Below are 22,477 nucleotides of genomic sequence, written 5' to 3'. Positions count from 1 at the left end.
CGATCCACCACACCCCCCTCCACCACCACCGGCACATCCACCAACCCACCCCACCGCAACGGCAACTCCAAACCCACCACCCGACCCAGACCCCAGACGGAACTGGCGGTGAGGTCGGTCAGGGACTCCGAGTCGTCCACGGCGACCGCGCCGCAGGTCAGCCACCACAGTCGGCCCTCGACTCCCGCCGTACCCAGCGCCTGGGCCACCGCCAGTGCCTCGATCACGCCCGCACCGGCCAGCGAGATCAGCGAGATCAGCCCGGCGACCGGTTCCCCGGCTTCCGACGCCAGCCGGCGCGCGACCTGATCGCGGTCCAGCTCGTCCAGCACCACCGGGACGACCTCGGCGCCCCGCTCCGCCAGCCCGGCCAGCAGAGGATGTTCCTCCTGGCCGGGGAGGATCAGCACCAGCCACCTACCGCTCAGGCTTTCCCGTCCGGCCAGGGTGGCGGGCCGCCACACGATCCGATACCGCCAGGAGTCCACGATGGACTGCTGCCGGGCCTCCCGCCGCCACTGCGCGAGCTTCGGCAGGACCTCGCTGAACGGTTCGTCCCCGCGGAGGCCCAACTCGCCGCCGATCCGGTCGGGGTCGCCGGACTCCACGGCCGTCCAGAACCGCCCGTCGAGGGCGTCGGCGTGGGCGTCCTGTGAGGTGGACGTCGCCGCCTCCGGCCAGTACCAGGTGTGGTCGAAGGCGTACGTGGGCAGGTCGACCACGCGCGGCCGGGCCCCGGCCTGCCCGTGGTACGCCGCCCAGTCGACCGGCACACCCGCCACCCACAACTGCCCGAGCGCCGAGGTCAACGCGCCAACCTCCGCCTGATCCCGCCGCAACGACGGAACCCGCCACACCGCACCGTCGGCGACGATCTCCGCCACCATCGCCGTCAACGTCGCGTCCGGCCCGACCTCCAGGAACGTGTCCACACCCTGCGCCCGCAGAGCCGCCACCCCGTCGGCGAACCGCACCGGCTGCCGCACGTGCCGCACCCAGTACTCGGGGTCCACCAGCTCCAGCGGATCCGCCACCGCACCCGTCACGTTCGACACCACCGGCACCCGCGGCACCCGCCAGTCCAGCCCCGCCACCACCGAGGCGAACTCGTCCAGCATCGGATCCATCAACCGCGAGTGGAACGCGTGACTGACCGACAACTCCTTGACCCGCCAGCCCCGCTCACGACACGCCGCCACCACCGAAGCGACCTCGCCGACGACACCCGACACCACCACCGACGCCGGACCATTCACCGCCGCGACATCCACCGCCACGCCCGTCAGGCCGATCAGCTCGGCGACGAGTTCCTCGGACGCCCCGACCGCCGCCATCACCCCACCAGCCGGCAGCGCCTGCATCAGCCTCCCGCGCGCCGCCACCAGAACACACGCGTCCGACAGCGACAGCATCCCCGCCACGTACGCCGCCGTCACCTCACCGATCGAGTGACCGGCGACGAAGTCCGCCCGCACACCCCAGGAGGCCAGCAACTCCCACAACGCCACCTCGACCGCGAACAAACCCGCCTGCGCAAACACCGTCTGATCCAACAGCTCGGCATCCGCAGATCCGGGCGCCGCGAACACCACCTCCCGCAACGGACGCGACAACAGCGGATCGATCTCCGCGCACACCCCGTCGAAGACGGAAGCGAACGCCGGGAACGCGTCGTACAACTCCCGGCCCATCCCGACCCGCTGCGAACCCTGCCCCGTGAACAACACCGCCCGACGACCCGCCGACACCACACCCGACGACCGACCCTCGACAACCCCGGCCAACCCCGCCAACAACTCCTCGACCGTCGAGCCCCACACCACCGCCCGGTGCTCCAACGCCGCCCGCGTCGTCGCCAACGACCAGGACACATCCGCCACCGACAGATCGGAACGATCCCGCACGAACGACGTCAGCCGCGCCGCCTGACCCACCAGACCCCGCGCCGAGCGCGCCGACACCACCCACGGCACCGGCACCGTGTCCGGTGACCCGGTCCGGCCGGTCTCGTCACCCGGAACCTTCCCCGGCACGGGCGCGGACTCTGCCGCAGCACCCTCCGGCTGCTCCAGGATGACGTGGGCGTTCGTGCCGGAGATGCCGAACGAGGACACCCCCGCCCGACGCGGACGACCCACCACAGGCCACTCCCGCGCCTGCGTCACCAACTCCACCGCACCCGACGACCAGTCCACATGCGACGACGGCGCATCCACGTGCAACGTCGCCGGCACCGTCCCACACCGCATCGCCATGACCATCTTGATGATGCCCGCCACCCCGGCCGCCGCCTGCGTGTGACCGATGTTCGACTTCACCGACCCGAGGAGCAGCGGCGTGGCCTCGCTGCGGCCCTGCCCGTACGTCGCCAACAGCGCCTGCGCCTCGATCGGGTCCCCGAGCCTGGTGCCGGTGCCGTGCGCCTCCACCACATCCACATCACCGGCCGACAACCCCGCCGACGCAAGCGCCTGCCGGATCACCCGCTGCTGCGACGGACCGTTCGGCGCCGTCAACCCGTTCGACGCCCCGTCCTGGTTCACCGCCGTGCCGCGCACCACCGCCAGAATCCGCCGACCCTCCCGCCGCGCGTCCGACAACCGCTGCACGACCAGGATTCCGACGCCCTCGCCCCACGCGGTGCCGTCCGCCGACTCGGCGAACGCCTTGCAACGGCCGTCCGCCGACAGCCCGCCCTGGCGGGAGAACTCGATGAAGGCGCCCGGAGTCGCCATCACGGTGACGCCGCCGGCCAGGGCCAGGTCGCACTCACCGGACCGCAACGCCTGCGCCGCCAGGTGCAGCGCCACCAACGACGACGAACACGCCGTGTCCACCGTCACCGCCGGCCCCTCGAAACCGAACGAGTACGCCACCCGACCCGACAGCACGCTCGCCGAGGCGCCGGTCGCGCCGTACCCGGCGAGCGACTCGCCGGCCTGACGCACGACGGTCTCGTAGTCCTGTCCGTTGGTGCCGGCGAACACCCCGACCCGGCTGCCGCGCAGCGCGAGGGGCTCGATCCGGGCGTCCTCGAACGCCTCCCAGGCGACCTCCAGCAGCAGCCGCTGCTGCGGGTCCATGGCGAGGGCCTCGCGGGGCGAGATCCCGAAGAACTCCGCGTCGAAGCCGCCCGCGTCGGCCAGGAACGCCCCGCGCGAGACGGAGGAGCCGGAGTGGGCCAGCGACTCCAGGTCCCAGTGCCGGTTGGCCGGGAAGTCCGACATGGCGTCGACGCCCGCCGCCAGCAGGCCCCAGAGCCCCTCCGGCGACTCGGCTCCGCCGGGGAACCGGCAGCCCATGCCGACGATGACGACCGGGTCGTCGCCGACGACGGGGCCGACGACGGCGGCGGCACCGGGAAGGGACTGCCCGCCGAGCAGTTCGGCGTGGATGTGCCCGGCGAGGGCGGCGGAGTTCGGGTAGTCGAACGCGAGCGTGCTCGGCAGCGCGAGGCCGGTGGCCGCGTCGAGCCGGTTGCGCAGCTCGACCGCCGCCAGCGAGGTGAAGCCCAGGTCCTGAAACGCTCGATCCGGCGCCACCCGCTCGGCGGACTCGTGGCCCAGCACGGCGGCGACCTCGGCGCGGACGAGGTCGCGGAGGGCACGCAACTGGTCGGCGCCGGACATCCCGGACAGGCGGAGACGCAGTTCGGCCGCCGGCACGGGAGCGTCGACGGCTGCCGCCGGGCCGGCGGCGGCGAGCAGGTCCCGGACCAGCGGGTCGTGGCGCCGACCGCCGGCGGCGGCGACCCGCGCCCAGTCGATGTCGGCCACCACGAGGTACGTCTCGTCGTGGTCGAGCGCCCGGAGGAGGGCGCGGACCGCCGTCTCCGGCGCCATCGCGCCGAACCCGGTGCGGGTGAGCCGCTGCTCGAACTCGCCGCCACTCACCCCACCGTCGGCCCACAGTCCCCAGGCGAGCGAGGTCGCCGGCAGCCCCTGCGCGCGACGCTGCTGGGCCAGTGCGTCGAGGAAGGCGTTGCCCGGAGCGTAGGTGGCCTGCCCGGCGCCGCCCATGAGCCCGGCGAGGGAGGAGAAGAGGACGAAGGCGGAGAGGTCCCGGTTCCGGGTCAGCTCGTCCAGGTTGCGGGCGGCGTCGACCTTCGCCCGCAGCGCGGTGGCCAGTTGGTCGACGCTCACGGCGTCGACCACGTTGTCGTCGAGCGCGGCGGCGGTGTGCACGACCGCGGTCAGCGGAAGCTCGTCGGGGATCGAGTCGAGCAGCGCCGCGAGCGCGGGGCGGTCGGCCACGTCGCAGGACGCGACGGTGACCCGGCTGCCGAGCCCGGTCAGTTCCTCGGCGAGGGCGGCGGCGCCCGGCGCCTCGCCACCCCGCCGGCTGACCAGCAGGAGGTGTTCGGCCCCTTCGGCGGCGAGCGCGCGGGCGACGTACGCGCCGAGCGCCCCGGTGCCGCCGGTGATCAGCACCGTGCCACGGGGCGTCCAGGATCGGCGCCGCCCGGCGTCCCGGTACGTGGCCCGGACCAGCCTGCGGGCGTGCCCGCCGGCCCGGCGCAGGGCGACCTCGTCCTCCCGACCGGCGCCGGTGATCAGCGTCCGGAGCCGGCGTACGACGTCCTGGTCGGGCTGCTCGGGCACGTCGACGAGCCCGCCCCAACGGTGCGGGTGCTCGGCCCGCAGCACGCTGCCGAAGCCCCACGCCATCGCCTGGACGGGGTCGACGTGCCGGTCCCGGGACCCGACGGAGACCGCGCCGCGGGTGGCGATCCAGAGCCGGGCGGCGATCCCGGCGTCCCCGAGCGCCTGCGCGAGCGCCACCGTGCCGGCGAGGCCCACCGGAACGGAGCCGGTCCCGGCGTGCGGTCGGCCGTCGAACGCGAGGAGGGAGAGCACGGGCAGCGCGTCGCCGTCGCGGCCGGCCGACGCCTCGGCGAGGTCGTGGGCGATCCGCTTCCGGTCGTACGCGGCGTCGACCTCGACGACCCGCGCGCCGGTGACGCCGAGGGCCGCCACCCAGTCCGTCACGGTCGCGTCCGCGTCGGCCGGTACGACGAGCAGGAACTCGGTGGCCTCGACGCGGTCGGGGGCGTCGGGAAGCGGCTGCCAGGTCACCCGGTAGCGCCAGGAGTCGAGGGCGACCTCGGCGTCCCGACGGCGTCGCCAGGTGGACAGCGCCGGCAGCACGTCCGCGAGCGGGGCGTCGGCGTCGACGGCCAGGCTCTCGGCGAGGGTCGCCACGTCCTCCGCCTCGATCGCGCGCCAGAAGTCCTCGTCGGCCGCGGTACGTCCGGCGGCGGGCGGGCGGTAGGACCGCGTCGCGGCGTTGATCCAGTAACGCCGATGGTCGAAGGCGTACGTGGGCAGGTCGACCACGCGCGGCCGGGCCCCGGCCTGCCCGTGGTACGCCGCCCAGTCAACGGGCACACCCGCCACCCACAACTGCCCGAGCGCCGAGGTCAACGCGCCGACCTCCGCCTGATCCCGCCGCGACGACGGAACCCGCCACACCGCACCGTCGGCGACGATCTCCGCCACCATCGCCGTCAACGTCGCGTCCGGCCCGATCTCCAGGAACGTGTCCACACCCTGCGCCCGCAAAGCCGCCACCCCGTCGGCGAACCGCACCGGCTGCCGCACGTGCCGCACCCAGTAGCCCGGATCGGTGACCTCACCGGCGTCCGCCACCGCGCCCGTCACGTTCGACACGACCGGGATCCTCGGCGGCTGCCAGTCCAGGCCCGCCACCACCAAGGCGAACTCGTCCAGCATCGGATCCATCAACCGCGAGTGGAACGCATGACTGACCGCGAGTTCCTTGACCCGCCAGCCCCGCTCACGACACGCCGCCACCACCGAAGCGACCTCGCCGACGACACCCGACACCACCACCGACGCCGGACCATTCACCGCCGCGACATCCACCGCCGCGCCCGTGAGGTCGATCAGCTCGGCAACCGATTCCTCGGACGCCCCGACCGCCGCCATCACGCCCCCGGCGGGCAGCGCCTGCATCAAGCGGCCCCGCGCGGCCACCAGAACACACGCGTCGGACAACGACAACATCCCCGCCACGTACGCCGCCGTCACCTCACCGATCGAATGACCCGCCAGGAAGTCCGCCCGCACACCCCACGACGACAGCAACTCCCACAACGCCACCTCGACCGCGAACAAACCCGCCTGCGCGAACACCGTCTGATCCAACAGCTCGGCATCCGCAGATCCGGGCGCCGCGAACACCACCTCCCGCAACGGACGCGACAACAGCGGATCGATCTCCGCGCACACCGCGTCGAAGGACGCCGCGAAGACGGGGAACGCCTCGTACAACTCCCGCCCCATCCCCACCCGCTGCGAACCCTGCCCCGTGAACAACACCGCCCGACGACCCGCCGACACCACACCCGACGACCGACCCTCGACAACCCCGGCCAACCCCGCCAACAACTCCTCGACCGTCGAGCCCCACACCACCGCCCGGTGCTCCAACGCCGCCCGCGTCGTCGCCAACGACCACGACACATCCACCACCGACACGTCAGACCGGTCCCGCACGAACGACACCAACCGCGCCGCCTGACCCACCAGACCCCGCGCCGAGCGCGCCGACACCACCCACGGCACCGGCACCCCGACGGGCGCGACGGGCGCCGGAGCGGACTCCGGCTCCCCCTGCTCGATGATCACGTGGGCGTTGGTGCCGGAGATGCCGAACGACGACACCCCCGCCCGACGCGGACGACCCACCGCCGGCCACTCACGCGGCCGCGTCACCAGCTCCACCGCGCCCGACGACCAATCCACGTGCGACGACGGCGCATCGACGTGCAGGGTCGCCGGCACGGTCCCGCGCCGCATCGCCATGATCATCTTGATCACGCCGGCCACCCCGGCCGCCGCCTGCGTGTGACCGATGTTCGACTTCACCGAACCGATAAGCAGCGGCTCGTCCCGCCCCTGGCCATAGGTCGCGAGCAGCGCCTGCGCCTCGATCGGGTCACCCAACGTGGTACCCGTACCGTGCGCCTCCACCACATCCACGTCACCGACGTCCAGCCGGGCGTTGGCGAGCGCCTGCCGAATCACCCGCTGCTGCGACGGACCGTTCGGCGCCGTCAACCCGTTCGACGCCCCGTCCTGGTTCACCGCCGTGCCGCGCACCACCGCCAGGATCTGCCGGCCCTCGCGCCGCGCGTCCGACAACCGCTGCACCAGCAGCACGCCCACGCCCTCGGACCAACCGGTGCCGTCCGCCGTGTCGGAGAAGGACTTGCACCGGCCGTCGGGCGCCATGCCCCGCTGCCGGGAGAAGTCGATGAACGTCTCGGGGGTCGCCATGACGGTGACGCCACCGGCGAGGGCCAGGTCGCACTCGCCGGACCGCAGGGCCTGCACCGCCAGGTGCAACGCCACCAGCGACGACGAACACGCCGTGTCCACCGTCACCGCCGGCCCCTCGAAACCGAACGAGTACGCCACCCGACCCGACAGCACGCTGCTCGCCGTGCCCACGCCGAGGTAGCCGTCGAGGGCCTCCGGCACGTCGGTCAGCCCGGCGGCGTGGTTGTGGTACATCATTCCGGCGAACACGCCGACCGGCCGGCCCCGCAGCGCGAGCGGGTCGATCCGGGCGTCCTCGATCGCTTCCCACGAGGTCTCCAGCAGCAGCCGCTGCTGCGGGTCCATGGCGAGGGCCTCGTGCGGCGAGATCTTGAACAGGTCGGCGTCGAAGTCACCGGCGTCGACCAGGAAGCCGCCCTCGCGGGCGTAGCTGCTGCCCCGACGCGTGCCGGACGGGTCGTACAGCTCCTCGACGTCCCACCCCCGGTCGGCGGGGAAGTCGGTGATGCCGTCCCCGCCGGCGACGAGGAGGTCCCACAGCTGCTCCGGGGAGCGTACGCCGCCGGGGTAGCGGCAGCTCATGCCGACGATCGCGATCGGCTCGTCGAGCGCCGCGACGGCGGCGACCGGGGCCAGCAGCGGGCCGGCGTCCGTGCCGGTCTCGGCGTCCAGGTGGTCGGCCAGGGCGAGCGGCGTCGGGTGGTCGAACACCAGGGTCGCCGGCAGCCGCAGGCCGGTCACCGCGCCCAGCCGGTTCCGCAGTTCGACGGCGGTCAGCGAGTCGAACCCCAGCTCGGTGAAGGGGCGACCGGCCTCGACGGCGGCGGCGTCGGCGTACCCGAGCACCGCCGCGACCTGGTCGAGGACGAGCCGCAGCAGGGCCGCGGCGCGCTCCTCGCGGTCGAGCCCGGCCAACTGCTCGGCCAGCGCGGTGGTCCCGGCCGGGCCGGTGCGCGCGGCGCGGCGGCGGGGCGCGCGGACCAGCCCACGCAGGACCGGCGGCAGGGTGCCCGCCTCGGCCTGGGCGCGCAGCGCCGGGCCGTCCAACGTCATCGGCACCGCCACCGGCCGGCCGGTGAGCAGGGCGGCGTCGAAGAGGGCGAGGCCGTCCGCCTGCGGGAGGGGTCGCACGCCCGCGCGGGCCAGCCGGTCGGTGTCGGCGCGGTCGAGGCCGGCGGTCATCCCGCCACCGGACTCGGCCCACGGCCCCCAGGCCAGGGAGAGCGCCGGGCGGCCCGCGGCCCGCCGCCGGTGCGCGAGCGCGTCGAGGTAGGCGTTGGCCGCCGCGTAGTTGGCCTGGCCGGGGCTGCCCGTCACGCCGGCCGCCGAGGAGTAGGTGACGAAGAGGCGCAGGTCCAGCCCGGCGGTCAGCTCGTGCAGGTGCGCGGCGGCGTCCACCTTGGGCCGGAGCACGTCGGCGAGGGATTCGGCGGTGAGCGCGGCCAGGGTGCGGTCGGCGAGCACGCCGGCGGTGTGCACGACGCCGGTCAGCGGGTGGGCCGGGTCGATCCGACCCAGCAGCGCGGCCAGGGCGTCCCGGTCGGCGGCGTCGCACGCCTCGACCGCCGCGCTCGCGCCCAGGTCGGCCAGCTCGGCGAGCAGGTCGGCGACGCCTTCCGCGTCGGCGCCGCGCCGACTGGTCAGCAGCAGGTGGCGGACCCCGTGCCGGGTGACCAGATGGCGGGCGACCAGCGCGCCCAGGGCGCCGGTGCCGCCGGTGACCAGGACCGTGCCGTCCGGGTCGAGCGCCGGTGCCGGGACGTCGGATTGCGGGGCGGCGACGAGCCGGGGCACCCGGACCACGCCGTCGCGCACCGCCGCCTGCGGCTCGTCGGCCGACAGCAGGCCGGCGAGGGCGGACGCGGAGCTGTCCCGGTCGTCGACGTCGACGACCAGGAACCGGCCGGGGTGCTCGGCCTGCGCGGAGCGGAGCAGACCCCAGACGGCCGCGCCGGCCAGGTCCGCCACCTCGGCGTCGTCGTCCACGGCGACGGCACCGCGGGTGAGCACCACCAGCCGGGATCCGCCGGTGTGCCGCTCGGCGGCGAGCCAGCCCTGGAGCACGCCGAGGACCTCGGCGAGCAGGTCGTGGACCGGGCCGGGGCCGGCCGCGGCGGTGCCGGCCACCGGGAACAGCACGACGTCGGGCACCCCGGCGTCGACCAGCGTGTCGAGGTCGGGGTGCCGGGCGGCGGTCACGCCGGCCGGCAGTGGCGCGGGGCGGTCGCCGAGTACGGCCCAGGTCGTGTCGTCCGCCGCGCCGGCGCCGCCGGCGTGCCGGGGCCAGTCGAGGCGGAACAGCGCGCGACGCCACGCGGACCCGCCGGGGCTCAACTCCCCGGCCGGCAGGGGCCGCAGCACCAGGGACCCGACCCGGGCGACCGGCTCGCCGGCGGCGTCCGCGACCAGCATGGCCACCGTGTCCGGGCCGGTGGGGGTGAGCCGTACCCGCAGCGCGTCGGCGCCGTGGGCGGAGAGCGTGACGGCGGACCAGGAGAACGGCAGCCGGGCCTGGCCGGGGTCGACGATGCCCAGCCCGACCGCCTGCACGGCGGCGTCGAGCAGCGCCGGGTGCAGCCCGTACCCACCGGCCTCGCCGGCCGCCGGCTCGGGCAGCGCCACCTCGGCGTACACGTCGGCGCCGAGCCGCCAGGCGGCGCGCAGCCCCTGGAAGGCCGGGCCGTACGCGAATCCCGCCTCCGCCGCCCGCCCGGTCAGCTCCGACACGTCGAGGGCGGTGGCCCCGGTCGGCGGCCAGTCCGCCAGCGTGCTGCCGCTCTCCCCCGGGTCGGGGGTGAGCAGGCCGGTGGCGTGCCGCACCCACAGGTCGTCGGTGCCGGACCGGCGGGCGTGGACGGTGAGCTGCCACGCGTCGCCGCCGGCCCGTTCGGCGGCGACCTGCACGTCGACGCCGCCGGTCTCGGGCAGCACCAGCGGCGCCTCCAGGGTCAGCTCGGCGAGCCGGTCGGCGCCGACCTCCGCGCCGGCCCGCAGCGCCAGCTCCACGAACCCGGTGCCGGGGAAGAGCACCACGTCGCGTACGGCGTGCTCGGCCAGCCAGGGCTGGCTCTGCACCGACAGCCGGCCGGTGAGGGTCACCTCGTCGCCGTCGGCCGAGCGGAACACCGCGCCGAGCAGCGGGTGGCCGGTCGGGGTCAGCCCGGTGGCGGTCACGTCGGCGGCCTGCGGCAGGGGCAGCAGCCAGTAGCGCTCGCGCTGGAACGCGTACGTGGGCAGGTCGACCGGCTCGGGCGGGCCGTCGAACAGGGCGGCCCAGTTCACGGGCACGCCCCGGGACCAGACGGTGGCGGCGGCGGCCAGCGCGGTCGCCGCCTCGTCGGAGTCGGCGCGCAGCACCGGGGCGCAGACCACCTGGTCCGCGCCGACGATCTCCTGGGTCAGCGCGGAGAGCACCCCGCCAGGTCCCACCTCGACGTACGCGCCGACGCCGAAATCGCGCAGGGTGGCGACGGCCGCGTCGAAGCGGACGGTGTCGCGGACGTTGCGCAGCCAGTACGCCGGGGAGGCGACCTCGTCGGGCGCGAGCACCGCGCCGGTCACGGTGGAGACCACGGGGATCCGCGGGGCGGCGAAGGTCAGCTGCCCGAGCACGTCGGCGAACGCGTCCAGCATCGGCTCCATCCGGGCGGAGTGGAACGCGTGGCTGACCCGCAGCCGCCTGGTGTTCCGGCCGAGGGCGGCGAAGTGCCCGGTGACCGCCAGCACGGCGTCCTCGTCGCCGGAGACGACGACGGACTCCGGGCCGTTGACGGCGGCCAGTCCGGCGCCGGCCGCCTCGGCGGCGGTGTCCAGGTGCTGGCGCACCTCCGCCTCGGTGGCGCGGATCGACACCATCGCGCCGCCGGCGGGCAGCGCCTGCATCAGGGTGCCCCGGGCGGCGACCAGGCGGGCGGCGTCCGGCAGCGACAGCACGCCCGCGACGTGCGCGGCGGCCACCTCGCCGACCGAGTGCCCGGCCACGAAGTCCGGCACGACGCCCCAGGACTCGACGAGCCGGTAGGCGGCCACCTCGACGGCGAACAGCGCCGCCTGGGCGTAGCTGGTGCGGTCGAGCACCTCGGCGGGACCGTCGAGCACGCCGCGCAGGGGCCGGTCGAGGTGTCGGTCCAGTTCGGCGCAGGCGGCGTCGAAGGCCGCGGCGAAGACCGGGAACGCGGCGTACAACCGCCGGCCCATCCCGGTCCGCTGGGCGCCCTGCCCGGTGCAGAGCACGGCGACGCGGGTGGGGCTGGCGACCCCGCGCCGCACGGACGCCGCCGGGACGCCGTCGGCCAGCGCGGTGAGCCCGGCGACCAGCCCGTCCCGGTCGGTCCCGAGCACCACGGCGCGGTGTTCCAGGGCGGACCGGCCGGCGGCCAGGGCCCGGCCCACCGCGGCCGGCGCGGCGTCGGGGTGGTCGGCGAGCCAGGAGCGCAGCCGGTCGGCCTGGGCGGTGAGCGCGGCGGCGCTGCGCGCGGAGACCACCCAGGGCAGCGGCTCGGGCCCGGTCACGGTGTCGGCCCCCGCGTCCGGCTGCGGCGCGGGCGGGGCGGCCTCGACGATGACGTGGGCGTTGGTCCCGCTGACGCCGAAGGAGGAGACCCCGGCCCGCATCGGCCGGGACCCGCGCGGCCACGGGCGTGGCTCGCGGAGCAGGCTCACCGCGCCGGCCGACCAGTCGACGTGCGGGGACGGCTCGTCGACGTGCAGGGTCCTCGGCAGGACGCCGTGCCGCATCGCCATGACCATCTTGATCACCCCGGCGACCCCGGCGGCGGCCTGGGTGTGCCCGAGGTTGGACTTGATCGAGCCGAGCCACAGGGGCTGGTCGGCGGCCCGGTCCCGGCCGTACGTGGCGAGCAGCGCCTGCGCCTCGATGGGGTCGCCGAGCCGGGTGCCGGTGCCGTGGGCCTCCACCGCGTCCACGTCGGCCGGGGAGAGCCGGGCGTTCGCGAGGGCCTGGCGGATCACCCGCTGCTGCGACGGGCCGTGCGGGGCGGTGAGGCCGTTCGACGCGCCGTCCTGGTTGACGGCGCTGCCGCGCACCACGGCGAGCACCCGGTGGCCGTGGCGCTGGGCGTCGGAGAGCCGTTCCAGCAGCAGCAGCCCGGCGCCCTCGCTCCAGCCGGTGCCGTCGGCGGCGGCGGCGAAGGACTTGCACCGCCCGTCCGGGGAGAGGCCCCGCTGGCGGCTGAAGCCGATGAACGTGTCGGGGCTGGACATGACGGTGACGCCGCCGGCCAGCGCGAGCGTGCACTCGCCGGAGCGCAGGGCCTGCACGGCGAGGTGCAGCGCCACCAGCGAGGAGGAGCAGGCGGTGTCGACGGTCACCGCCGGGCCCTCGAACCCGAAGGTGTACGCGATCCGGCCGGAGACGACGCTGCCGTGGTTGCCGGTGCCGACGAACGCCTCGACCTCCTCCGGCACGCCGTTGAGGCGGGAGACGTAGTCGTGGTACATGACGCCGGTGAAGACGCCGGTCCGGCTGCCCTTGAGCGAGTCGGCGGCGATGCCGGCCCGTTCGACGGCCTCCCAGGCGACCTCCAGCAGCAGCCGCTGCTGTGGGTCCATCGCCAGCGCCTCACGGGGGGAGATGCCGAAGAACGCGCCGTCGAACTCGCCGGCGTCGTGCAGGAACCCGCCCTCGCGGGTGTACGACTTGCCGTGCGCGTCCGGGTCGGGGTCGTAGAGGTTCTCCACGTCCCAGCCCCGGTCGGCCGGGAACGTCGTGACGGCGTCGGTGCCGGCCTCGACCAGCCGCCACAGCGCCTCGGGGGTGTCCACCCCGCCCGGGTAGCGACAGCTCATCCCCACGATCGCGATGGGCTCGTGGTTCTGCTCGTCGACGGCCCTCAGGCGTTCGCTGGTCTCGTGCAGGTCAGCGGTGACGCGCTTGAGGTACTCGCGGAGCTTGGCTTCGTTCGCCATCGGTTGATCACCTGTCGCTAAGGGGCAAGCGGCGGACTCGTGGTCAGGATCGGCCGAACTTCTGGTCGATGAAGTCGAACAGCTCGTCGTCCGAGGCGTCGTCGATGGCCTGGCTGACGTCGGCCGGCCGGTCGGTGGCGTCGCTCCACCTGGTGACCAGCGCCCGGAGGCGGACCGCCACGGCGGTCCGGGTCTCGTCGTCGCCGGCGAGCCGTTCCAGCTCGTCCGGCCCGGTCGCGGCGAACGCCGCCTCCAGCCGGTCCAGCTCGGCCAGCAGGTCCGACGCCGGCGCGGGCGGCGCGATGTCGGCCAGCAGGAAGTCGGCCAGCGCCGCGGGCGTGGGGCAGTCGAAGATCAGGCTCGCCGGCAGCCGGATCCCGGTGACGGAGGTCAGCCGGTTGCGCAGCTCCACCGCGGTCAGCGAGTCGAAGCCGAGGCCGGTGAACGTCTGCCCGGAGGGGATGACGGTGGCCGGCGGGTAGCCGAGCACGTCGACGACCTGCGCCTTGACGAGGTCCTCCACCAGCCGGCTGCGATCGGCCTCTGGCGTGCCGGCCAGCCGTCGGGCGAAGGACGGCCCACCCTCGGCGCCGCCGTCGGCGACGCGCCGCCGGGCCCGGACCAGGCCCCGCAGCGGTGCCGCGAGCTGGTTGGCGTCGGAGCGGCGGCGCAGCGCGGCGAGGTCGAGCAGCGCCGGCACGAGGTGCGGGCGGCCGCCGCGCAGGCTGGCGTCGAACAGGCGCAGCGCCTGGCCGGTGTCGAGCGGGCGGAGGCCGTTGCGGCCCATCCGCTGCCGCTGGGCGTCGTCGAGCCCGCCGGTCATCCCGCTGGCCTCGCCCCAGAGGCCCCAGGCCAGCGCGGTGGCGGCGAGGCCCGAGGCGCGCCGCTGGTGGGCGAGACCGTCCAGGAACGCGTTCGCGGCAGCGTAGTTGCCCTGTCCGGGGCCGCCGAGGACGCCGGCGACCGACGAGAAGAGGACGAACATCGACAGGTTCCGCCCCCGGGTCAGCTCGTGCAGACGCCAGGCGGCGTCGGCCTTGGCGGCCAACACGGTGGACAACCGCTCCGGCGTCAGCGCCGACACCACCGCGTCGTCGAGGACGCCGGCGGCGTGCACGACCCCGGTGAGCGGGTGCTCGGCGGGGACATCGGCCAGCAGGGCGGCGAGGCCGTCCGGGTCCGCCACGTCGCCGGCCACCAGCCGGACCTGCGCGCCCAGCGCGGCCAGCCCGCTCAGCAGCTCCGCCGCGCCGGGGGCGTCCGGCCCTCGCCGGCTGACCAGCAGCAGATGGCGCACCTTGTGCGCGGCGACCAGGTGTCGGGCCAGCAGGCCACCGAGCGCGCCGGTGGCGCCGGTGACCAGGACCGTGCCGTGGGGGTCGAGTTCGGCGCCCAGCGCCGCGTCGAGGGCGGCGGGCACGAGCCGGGGCGCCAGCACCCGATCGCCCCGGATCGCCAGCTGCGGTTCGCCGGTGGCGACCGCGCGGGCCACCAGCTCGACCGGGCCCTCGGGTCCGGCGGGCTCCGGTCGCTGTGCCTCGTCGAGGTCCACGAGCACGAAGCGGTCGGGGTGCTCCGCCTGGGCCGAGCGCAACAGGCCCCAGACCGCCGCGCCGGGCAGGTCGGTCACCCGGCCGGCGTCGCCGGCGGGGACGGCCCCGCGGGTCAGCACGACCAGCCGCCGGTCCGCCAGCCGGTCGTCGGCGAGCCAGCCCTGCACGGCGGTCAGCACGGTGGCGAGCCGGGCCCGGGTGGCGGTGGGGACCGGGTCGCCCCCGTCGTCGGCGTACGCCGCGAGCAGCACCAGCTCCGGGTCGAGCCGACCGGAGTCGACCGCCTCGGCCAGCTCGGTGAGCCCGAGCCTGTCGAGGCTGGCCGGGCCGGTCGGGGCGTCGCCGAGGAGCACCGCGCGGGCGGTCGCCGGGGCGCCCAGCGGCACGCTCTGCCAGACCACGTCGAACAGCGAGTCGACGTCCGCGCCGGCGCCGCGTACCTGGTCGGCGGTCACCGGGCGGGAGACCAGCGAGCCGATCCGGGCGACGGGGGCGCCGGCCGGGTCGGTCAGGGTCAGGGTGACCCCGCCGCCGCTGCGCCGGGCCCGCACCCGCAGCGCGGTCGCGCCGACCGCCGAGAGGGTGACGCCGGTCCAGGCGAAGGGCAGGCGTACGCCGGAAGCCTCCGGGTCCTCGTCGAGGAGGCCGACGACGTGCAACGCCGCGTCCAGCAGGGCGGGGTGGATGCCGAAGCCGTCGACCTCGGTGCCGTCGGGCAGCGCCACCTCGGCGCACACCTCGTCACCGGTACGCCAGACGGCGCGCAGGCCGCGGAAGACCGGGCCGTACTCGACGCCGAGGCGGGACAGCTCGGCGTAGACGGTGTCGACCGCGACGCCGACGGCGGGCGTGGGCGGCCAGGGCGCCGGGTCGGGCCCGTCGGGGTGCGGTGCGGCGGGTGAGAGGATCCCCGTCGCGTGGCGGTCCCATTCCCCGTCCGGGTCGGCTGCGGCCCGGGAGTGGATGGTGACCGGTCGGCGGCCCTCCTCGTCCGCCGCCCCCAACTTGACCTGCACCGCCCGGGCGCCCTGCTCGGGCAGCGCCAGCGGCGCCTCCAGCGTCAGCTCGTCCAGCGCGTCGCAGCCGACCTGGGCGCCCGCGTGCAGGACCATCTCGACCAGGGCGGCGCCCGGCACCACCACCGAGTCCCAGACGACGTGTTCGGCGAGCCACGGCTGGGTCTGCGCGGAAAGCTCGGTGCCGAAGATCCGGACGTCGTCGTCGGCCACCCGCACGGCGGCCCCGAGCAGGGCGTGGTCGACGGCATGGACACCGAGGCCGGGGGTCGCGACGCCGGCGGTCGCGGTGGCGTTGAGCCAGTAGCGCTGGTGGTCGAAGGCGTACGTGGGCAGCTCGACCGCGCGGGGCCGCGCCCCGGTGCCGGTGAGGTAGCCGGCCCAGTCGACGTGGCCGCCGGTGACGTAGCGCTCGGCGAGGGCGGTGAGCAGCGTGTCGACCTCGGGGTGGTCGGCGCGCAGCGTGGCGGTGAACCGGACGTCGCCGGCCGCCTCGACGCAGTCCTGCGCCATCGCGGTCAGTACGGCGTCGGGGCCGACCTCCAGGAAGTGCGTCACGTCCTGGAGGTGGAGGGTCCGTACCGCGTCGGCGAACCGCACCGGCTGGCGCACGTGCCGCACCCAGTAGCCCGGATCGGTGATCTCGCCGGCGTCCGCGACCGCACCCGTCACGTTCGACACGACCGGGATCCTCGGCGGCTGCCAGTCCAGGCCCGCCACCACCGAGGCGAACTCGTCCAGCATCGGATCCATCAACCGCGAGTGGAACGCATGACTGACCGCGAGTTCCTTGACCCGCCACCCCCGCTCACGACACGCCGCCACCACCGACGCGACCTCGCCGACGACACCCGACACCACCACCGACGCCGGACCATTCACCGCCGCGACATCCACCGCCGCGCCCGTCAGGCCGATCAGCTCGGCGACGAGTTCCTCGGACGCGCCGATCGCCGCCATCACCCCACCGGCCGGCAGCGCCTGCATCAACTTCCCGCGCGCCGCCACCAGCACACACGCGTCCGGCAGGGACAGCATCCCCGCCACGTACGCCGCCGTCACCTCACCGATCGAGTGACCGGCGACGAAGTCCGCCCGCACACCCCACGAGGCCAGCAACTCCCACAACGCCACCTCGACCGCGAACAAACCGGCCTGCGCGAAGACGGTCTGGTCCACCAGGCCCGCCTCGGGGGTACCCGGCTCGGCGAACACGGCATCCCGCAACGGACGCGGCAACAGCGGATCGAGGTGCCCACACACCTCGTCGAAGACGGAAGTGAACACCGGGAACGCGTCGTACAGCTCCCGGCCCATCCCGGCGCGCTGCGAACCCTGACCGGTGAACAGCACCGCCCGACGACCCGCCGACACCACACCCGACGACCGGCCCTCGACAACCCCGGCCAACCCCGCCGACAACTCCTCGACCGTCGAGCCCCACACCACCGCCCGGTGCTCCAACGCCGCCCTGGACGTCGCCAACGACCAGGACACATCCGACACCGACACGTCAGACCGGTCCCGCACGAACGACACCAACCGCGCCGCCTGACCCGCCAGACCCCGCGCCGAGCGCGCCGACACCACCCACGGCACCGGCAATCCCACCGGCACCGCCACCACCGGCACCGTGCCGACCTCGGACTCCGGCTCCGGCTCCGGCTCCGGCTCCGGCTCCGGCTGCTCCAGGATCACGTGGGCGTTCGTGCCGGAGATGCCGAACGAGGACACCCCCGCCCGACGCGGACGACCCACCACAGGCCACTCCCGGGCCTGCGTCACCAACTCCACCGCACCCGACGACCAGTCCACATGCGACGACGGCGCATCCACGTGCAACGTCGCCGGCACCGTCCCACACCGCATCGCCATGATCATCTTGATCACGCCGGCCACCCCGGCCGCCGCCTGCGTGTGACCGATGTTCGACTTGACCGAACCGAGGAGCAGCGGCTCGTCCCGCCCCTGGCCATAGGTCGCGAGCAGCGCCTGCGCCTCGATCGGGTCACCCAACGTGGTACCCGTGCCGTGCGCCTCCACCACATCCACGTCACCGACGTCCAGCCGGGCGTTGGCGAGCGCCTGCCGGATCACCCGCTGCTGCGACGGACCGTTCGGCGCCGTCAACCCGTTCGACGCCCCGTCCTGGTTCACCGCCGTGCCGCGCACCACCGCCAGAATCCGCCGACCCTCCCGCCGCGCGTCCGACAACCGCTGCACCAGCAGCACGCCCACGCCCTCGGCGAGCGCCGTGCCGTCCGCGGCCTCGGCGAACGCCCGGCACCGGGCCACCGGCGAGAGGTTGCCCTGCCGGGTGAAGTCGACGAAGACCGCCGGGGTCGGCATCACGGTGACGCCGCCGGCCAGGGCCAGGTCGCACTCCCCCGACCGCAGCGCCTGCACCGCCAGGTGCAACGCCACCAACGACGACGAACACGCCGTGTCCACCGTCACCGCCGGCCCCTCGAAACCGAACGAGTACGCCACCCGGCCCGACGCGATGCTGCCCGCGTTGCCGAGGCCCAGGTAGTCCTCCGCCCCCGCCGGCGGGGACTCCGGTGGGTGGGCGTACCCGCTGTGGGTCATGCCGGCGAAGACCCCGACGCGCGCGCCCTTCAGGCTGGTCGGGTCGATGCCGGCGGACTCGACCGCCTCCCAGGACGTCTCCAGCAGCAGCCGCTGCTGCGGGTCCATGGCGAGGGCCTCACGCGGCGACACCCCGAACAGCCGGGCGTCGAAGTCGGCGGCGTCGGGCAGGAACCCGCCCTCCCGCACCGAGGACGTGCCCGGCCGGGACCGCCCCGGGTCGTAGAGCGTGTCCAGGTCCCAGCCGCGGTCGGTCGGGAAGGAGGTGATGGCGTCCCCGCCGGCCGCGACGAGGTCCCACAGCTCCTCGGCCGTCCGCACCCCGCCCGGGAAACGGCAACCGGTGCCGACGATCGCGATCGGCTGCTGCGCCTCGGCCTCGACGTCGCGGAGCCGTTGCCGGGTCCGCCGCAGGTCGGCGGTGACTCTCTTCAGGTAATCCCGGAGCTTGTCTTCGGTGTCCATCAACCCAGCCCATCGCGATGCACGGCGGAGACTCGGCGTAAGCGACGGTACGAATGCGCAGAAGTCTCAGGCGACACCTGTATCTGTCGTTCGGCTCGCTCGGCCGAGAGCCACGAGGATCCCCATCTGCGGGGAGAAGTTATTGGTGCGCGCGAGCGCGGACAACCCCTAACCAGGCGGCTGGCCAGCTAGGGGTGTCCGGTCCCGACCCCGTCGCACTAGCGTCGCCTCGACCGGGTCTGCGTTCGGCCCGGTCGGGAACTCCAGCCGCCGGGAAGGACCGCCGAGGATGACCACGCCAGATATCGACAACGGCCTGTGGGTGCGACGCTTCCACCCGGCGCCGGGTGGCGCCAGGCGGCTGGTGTGTCTGCCCCACGCCGGCGGCTCGGCCAGCTTCTACTTCCCCGTCTCCCGCAGCCTCTCCCCCGCCGTCGAGGTGCTGGCGATCCAGTACCCGGGCCGGCAGGACCGCCGCCACGAGCCCTGCGTCGGCGACATCCACCAGCTCGCGCGGGAGGTCTTCACCGTGCTGCGGCCGTGGCTGGACGAGCCGGTGGCCATCTTCGGGCACAGCATGGGGGCCAGCGTCGGCTTCGAGCTGGCCCGGCTGATCGAGCAGGACGGCGGCGCGGCCGCGCACCTGTTCGCGTCCGGGCGTCGTGCGCCGTCGCAGGCGCGGCACGAGACCGTGCACCTGCTGGACGACGAGGGCCTGCTGGCCGACGTACGGAAGCTGAGCGGCACCAACCCGGCCGTCCTCGGCGACCAGGAGATGCTGCGGGCCGCGCTGCCGGCGATCCGCAGCGACTACCGGGCCGCGGAGACGTACACCTACCGGCCCGGTCCGCCGCTGAGCTGCCCGATCACGGTCTTCACCGGCGACGACGACCCGAAGACGACGGTCGAGGAGGCCCGCGCCTGGTCGACCCACACCACGGGGCCGTTCGACCTCAAGGTCTATCCGGGCGGGCACTTCTTCCTGGCCGAGCACCAGGCGGCGGTCCTGCGGGCGATCTCGACCGCCCTGACCGCGGCGCCGGCCATCTGATCCTGACCCGACGAGGGGCCCGTCCACCGGTGTCACGACCGGTCGGCGGGCCCCTCGTCCGTGGGCGGTGTCACCGCTTGTGGCCGACCGCGATCACGTAGTCGAGCTGCGCCAGCTCGCGCTTCATCAGGTCCTGGTTCTTCCAGTGCGCGGCCATGCTCTTGCGCACGGCGGGCTTGACCACGGCGCGGAACTCGGGGTCGTTGGTCCGGTCGGCCATGTACCGCCGCCAGCCCTCCCAGGTCTGGTCCTTGATCGACTGGACCTCCGGGTTGGCGAAGCCGGCCTCGACGAGCTCCTGCCGGTACGTGTCCCGGTCGTGCCAGTTCTCCTTCGGGATGCTGAACTTGACGAAGCTCAGCGGGCCCGACTGGATGGCCGCCCGGACCACGTCGGCGCTGACCGGGACGATGTCGGCCGTGGCCAGCACGCCGCCCGGGCGCAGCACCCGCAGCGCCTCGGCGAAGAACGCGCTGCGCGGGTAGAAGTGGAAGGCGGACTCCAGGGCCACCACCCGGTCGAAGGTGTTGTCCTCGAAGGGCAGTTCGGTCGCGCTGCCCAGGCGGAAGTCGGTCCGGTCCGCCAAGCCCTCCGCGCGCGCCCGGCGCTGCGCCGCCTCGACGTGGTGCGGGGTGATGTTGAGGCCGTACACCTTGCCGACCCGGCGCTCGCGCAGCCACTTGAAGTCCTGGTCGGCGTAGCCGAAGCCGACGTCGAGGACGGTGTCGTCGGGCTTGAGCCCGGCGGCGTCGGCCAGCTTGTCGGCCAGCGCCTCGGCCGCCGTGTCGAGGTCGGTCGCCCCGTCGGCCCAGTAGCCGACGTTCATGTAGTGGGTGCGGCGGGCCGCGAACTCCACGTCGGGCGACTGGATCTCGTAGAAGCGCCGGACCCGGGTGACGGGGTCGGCGGTGAAGACCGTGCGGATCGCCCGGCCGGCGATCTTCAGGTTCTCGAACATATGGGTTTCCTTCCGGTGGGTGGAATGCTGATCAGCCCCGCCGGACCTGCCGGCGCAGGTCCTCGACGAGCGCGCGCACACCCGCCGGGTCAGCGGCGGTGCCGAAGACGTAGAAGTCGGGCCGGACGAGCACCGCCACGGCGTCGTACCGCTTGAGGTGGGACAGGTAGACGTCGTCGAGGTCGAACGCGGTCAGCGCGCCCGGCCCGGCGGTGGGGGCGCCGGCGGGGAGCATCCGGACGACCCGGGCGTCGAGGGAGTCCAGGAAGGCGCGGGCGTCGGCGTCGAGCAGCCCGTCGGGATCCTCGGCGCAGACCAGGGCGAAGCCGGTGCCGACGACCTCGTCGAAGAGCCCGGACCGGCCGTCGACCTCCACCTGCCCCTGCGGCATCGGGGCGCCGGCGCCGGACGCGGCGGCCTCGTCGGCCCGGCCGTGCAGGATTCCGCCGACCAGCGGCTCCAGCAGCGACCGGGTCCGGGGCCGGGTGGTCCGGCGGCGCAGTTCGGCGAGCATGACGGCGTCCCGGCCGGCCGCGGCGGTGCGGTCGGTCTCGCAGATCACCGTGCCCGAGTCCATGGACATCCGGATGGCGTGCTGCACGTGGGCGCAGCGCTCCTCCTGGTAGGTGTCCAGCAGGGCCTCGTCGGCGAGGCCGCGGTGCACCAGGTCGAGCTTCCAGGCGAGGTTGAGCGCGTCCCGGAAGCCGGAACTCATCCCCTGCCCCATGAACGGCGGCATCACGTGCGCCGCGTCACCGGCGATGAGGATCCGGCCGCAGCGCCAGCGGTCGGCCGAGCACGCCTGGGTGGTGTAGACGCCGTACCGCTCCAGGGTCGCGTTGTCAGGTGTGATGTCGAAGAGGCCGAGCAGCCGCCAGACGCTCTCGACGCTCTCGAACTCCTCGCGGCTCTCCCCCGGCACCCGCATGAACTCCCACCGCCGGTGCCCCGGCCCGGCCGACACCGCGGTGCGGGGCCGCGCCGGGTCGCAGACCTGGAGGTTGTTCGGCTTGAACTCGCGGGCCTCGTGCGGCACGACGTCGCAGACCAGCCAGTCGTACGTGAAGCCGAGGTCGGTGACACCGCTGCCCAGGTGCTCGCGGACGAAGCTGTTGGCCCCGTCGCAGCCGACCACCCACCGGGCCGCGCGGACCTCCTCGCCGTCCGGCCCGGCGATGGTGACCTCGACCCGGTCGTCGTGCTCGGCCAGGCCGGTCACCTGGTACGGGCGCAGCACCGTGACACCCGGCAGCTCCGTCGCCCGCTCGGCGAGCAGCGCCTCGAGGCCCGGCTGGTAGAAGGAGACGGAGTCGGGCCAGCCCATCGGGCCGTCGCCGGTCACCTTCACGTGCAGCAGGGTCCGGCCGAAGCCGTTCTTGAACGTGTACTCCCCCGACGACTCCACCACCGGACCCAGCCGGTCGGCGACCCCGGCGGCGGCCAGGATCCGGCTCGCCTCCCCGTCGTACGACACGGCGCGCGGGAAGTTGTACGGCGTGGCCCACCGCTCGACCGCCGTGACGGTGAGACCCCGCTGCGCCAGCAGGATCGTGAGCATCTCGCCCACCGGGCCGTAGCCCACGATCAGCACGTCGGTCATCAGCATCGGTATC

5 protein-coding genes are annotated in these 22,477 nt (G+C 74.7%); 1 reads left to right on the top strand and 4 read right to left on the bottom strand.

Annotated elements, in window-relative coordinates; all coding sequences use genetic code 11:
• Both ACGF7U_RS29260 and ACGF7U_RS29255 read right to left on the bottom strand, forming a co-directional pair.
• Positions 1–13,232: type I polyketide synthase (locus ACGF7U_RS29260; protein WP_393112132.1), on the bottom strand; the 13,232-nt coding region annotated here is incomplete at its 3' end.
• Between the two features lie 43 nt (positions 13,233–13,275).
• Positions 13,276–18,855, bottom strand: coding sequence for a type I polyketide synthase (locus ACGF7U_RS29255; protein WP_393112130.1), 5,580 nt, complete (start codon positions 18,853–18,855; stop codon positions 13,276–13,278).
• Between the two features lie 289 nt (positions 18,856–19,144).
• Here ACGF7U_RS29255 and ACGF7U_RS29250 point away from each other — a divergent pair, with 289 nt between their 5' ends.
• Positions 19,145–19,906 (top strand): thioesterase II family protein, encoded by a 762-nt coding sequence (locus ACGF7U_RS29250; RefSeq protein ID WP_393112128.1) that lies wholly within the window; start codon positions 19,145–19,147, stop codon positions 19,904–19,906.
• A gap of 70 nt (positions 19,907–19,976) precedes the next feature.
• Here the strand turns inward: ACGF7U_RS29250 and ACGF7U_RS29245 are convergent, their stop codons facing one another.
• Positions 19,977–20,864 (bottom strand): class I SAM-dependent methyltransferase, encoded by an 888-nt coding sequence (locus tag ACGF7U_RS29245; protein WP_393112126.1) that lies wholly within the window; start codon positions 20,862–20,864, stop codon positions 19,977–19,979.
• Between the two features lie 31 nt (positions 20,865–20,895).
• Positions 20,896–22,470 (bottom strand): bifunctional 3-(3-hydroxy-phenyl)propionate/3-hydroxycinnamic acid hydroxylase, encoded by a 1,575-nt coding sequence (locus tag ACGF7U_RS29240; RefSeq protein WP_393112124.1) that lies wholly within the window; start codon positions 22,468–22,470, stop codon positions 20,896–20,898.
• Positions 22,471–22,477 lie beyond the last annotated feature (7 nt).

Source organism: Micromonospora sp. NPDC047670 (genome assembly GCF_043204915.1).
GTDB lineage: Bacteria > Actinomycetota > Actinomycetes > Mycobacteriales > Micromonosporaceae > Micromonospora.
Note: the sequence above shows the minus strand (reverse complement) of the source record. Positions and strands in the feature narration are given on the sequence as shown.

Coding starts and splice junctions, on each gene's coding strand:
- ACGF7U_RS29255 (WP_393112130.1), bottom strand. CDS start 18,855: ATGGACACCGAAGACAAGCTCCGGGATTACCTGAAGAGAGTCACCGCC.
- ACGF7U_RS29250 (WP_393112128.1), top strand. CDS start 19,145: ATGACCACGCCAGATATCGACAACGGCCTGTGGGTGCGACGCTTCCAC.
- ACGF7U_RS29245 (WP_393112126.1), bottom strand. CDS start 20,864: ATGTTCGAGAACCTGAAGATCGCCGGCCGGGCGATCCGCACGGTCTTC.
- ACGF7U_RS29240 (WP_393112124.1), bottom strand. CDS start 22,470: ATGCTGATGACCGACGTGCTGATCGTGGGCTACGGCCCGGTGGGCGAG.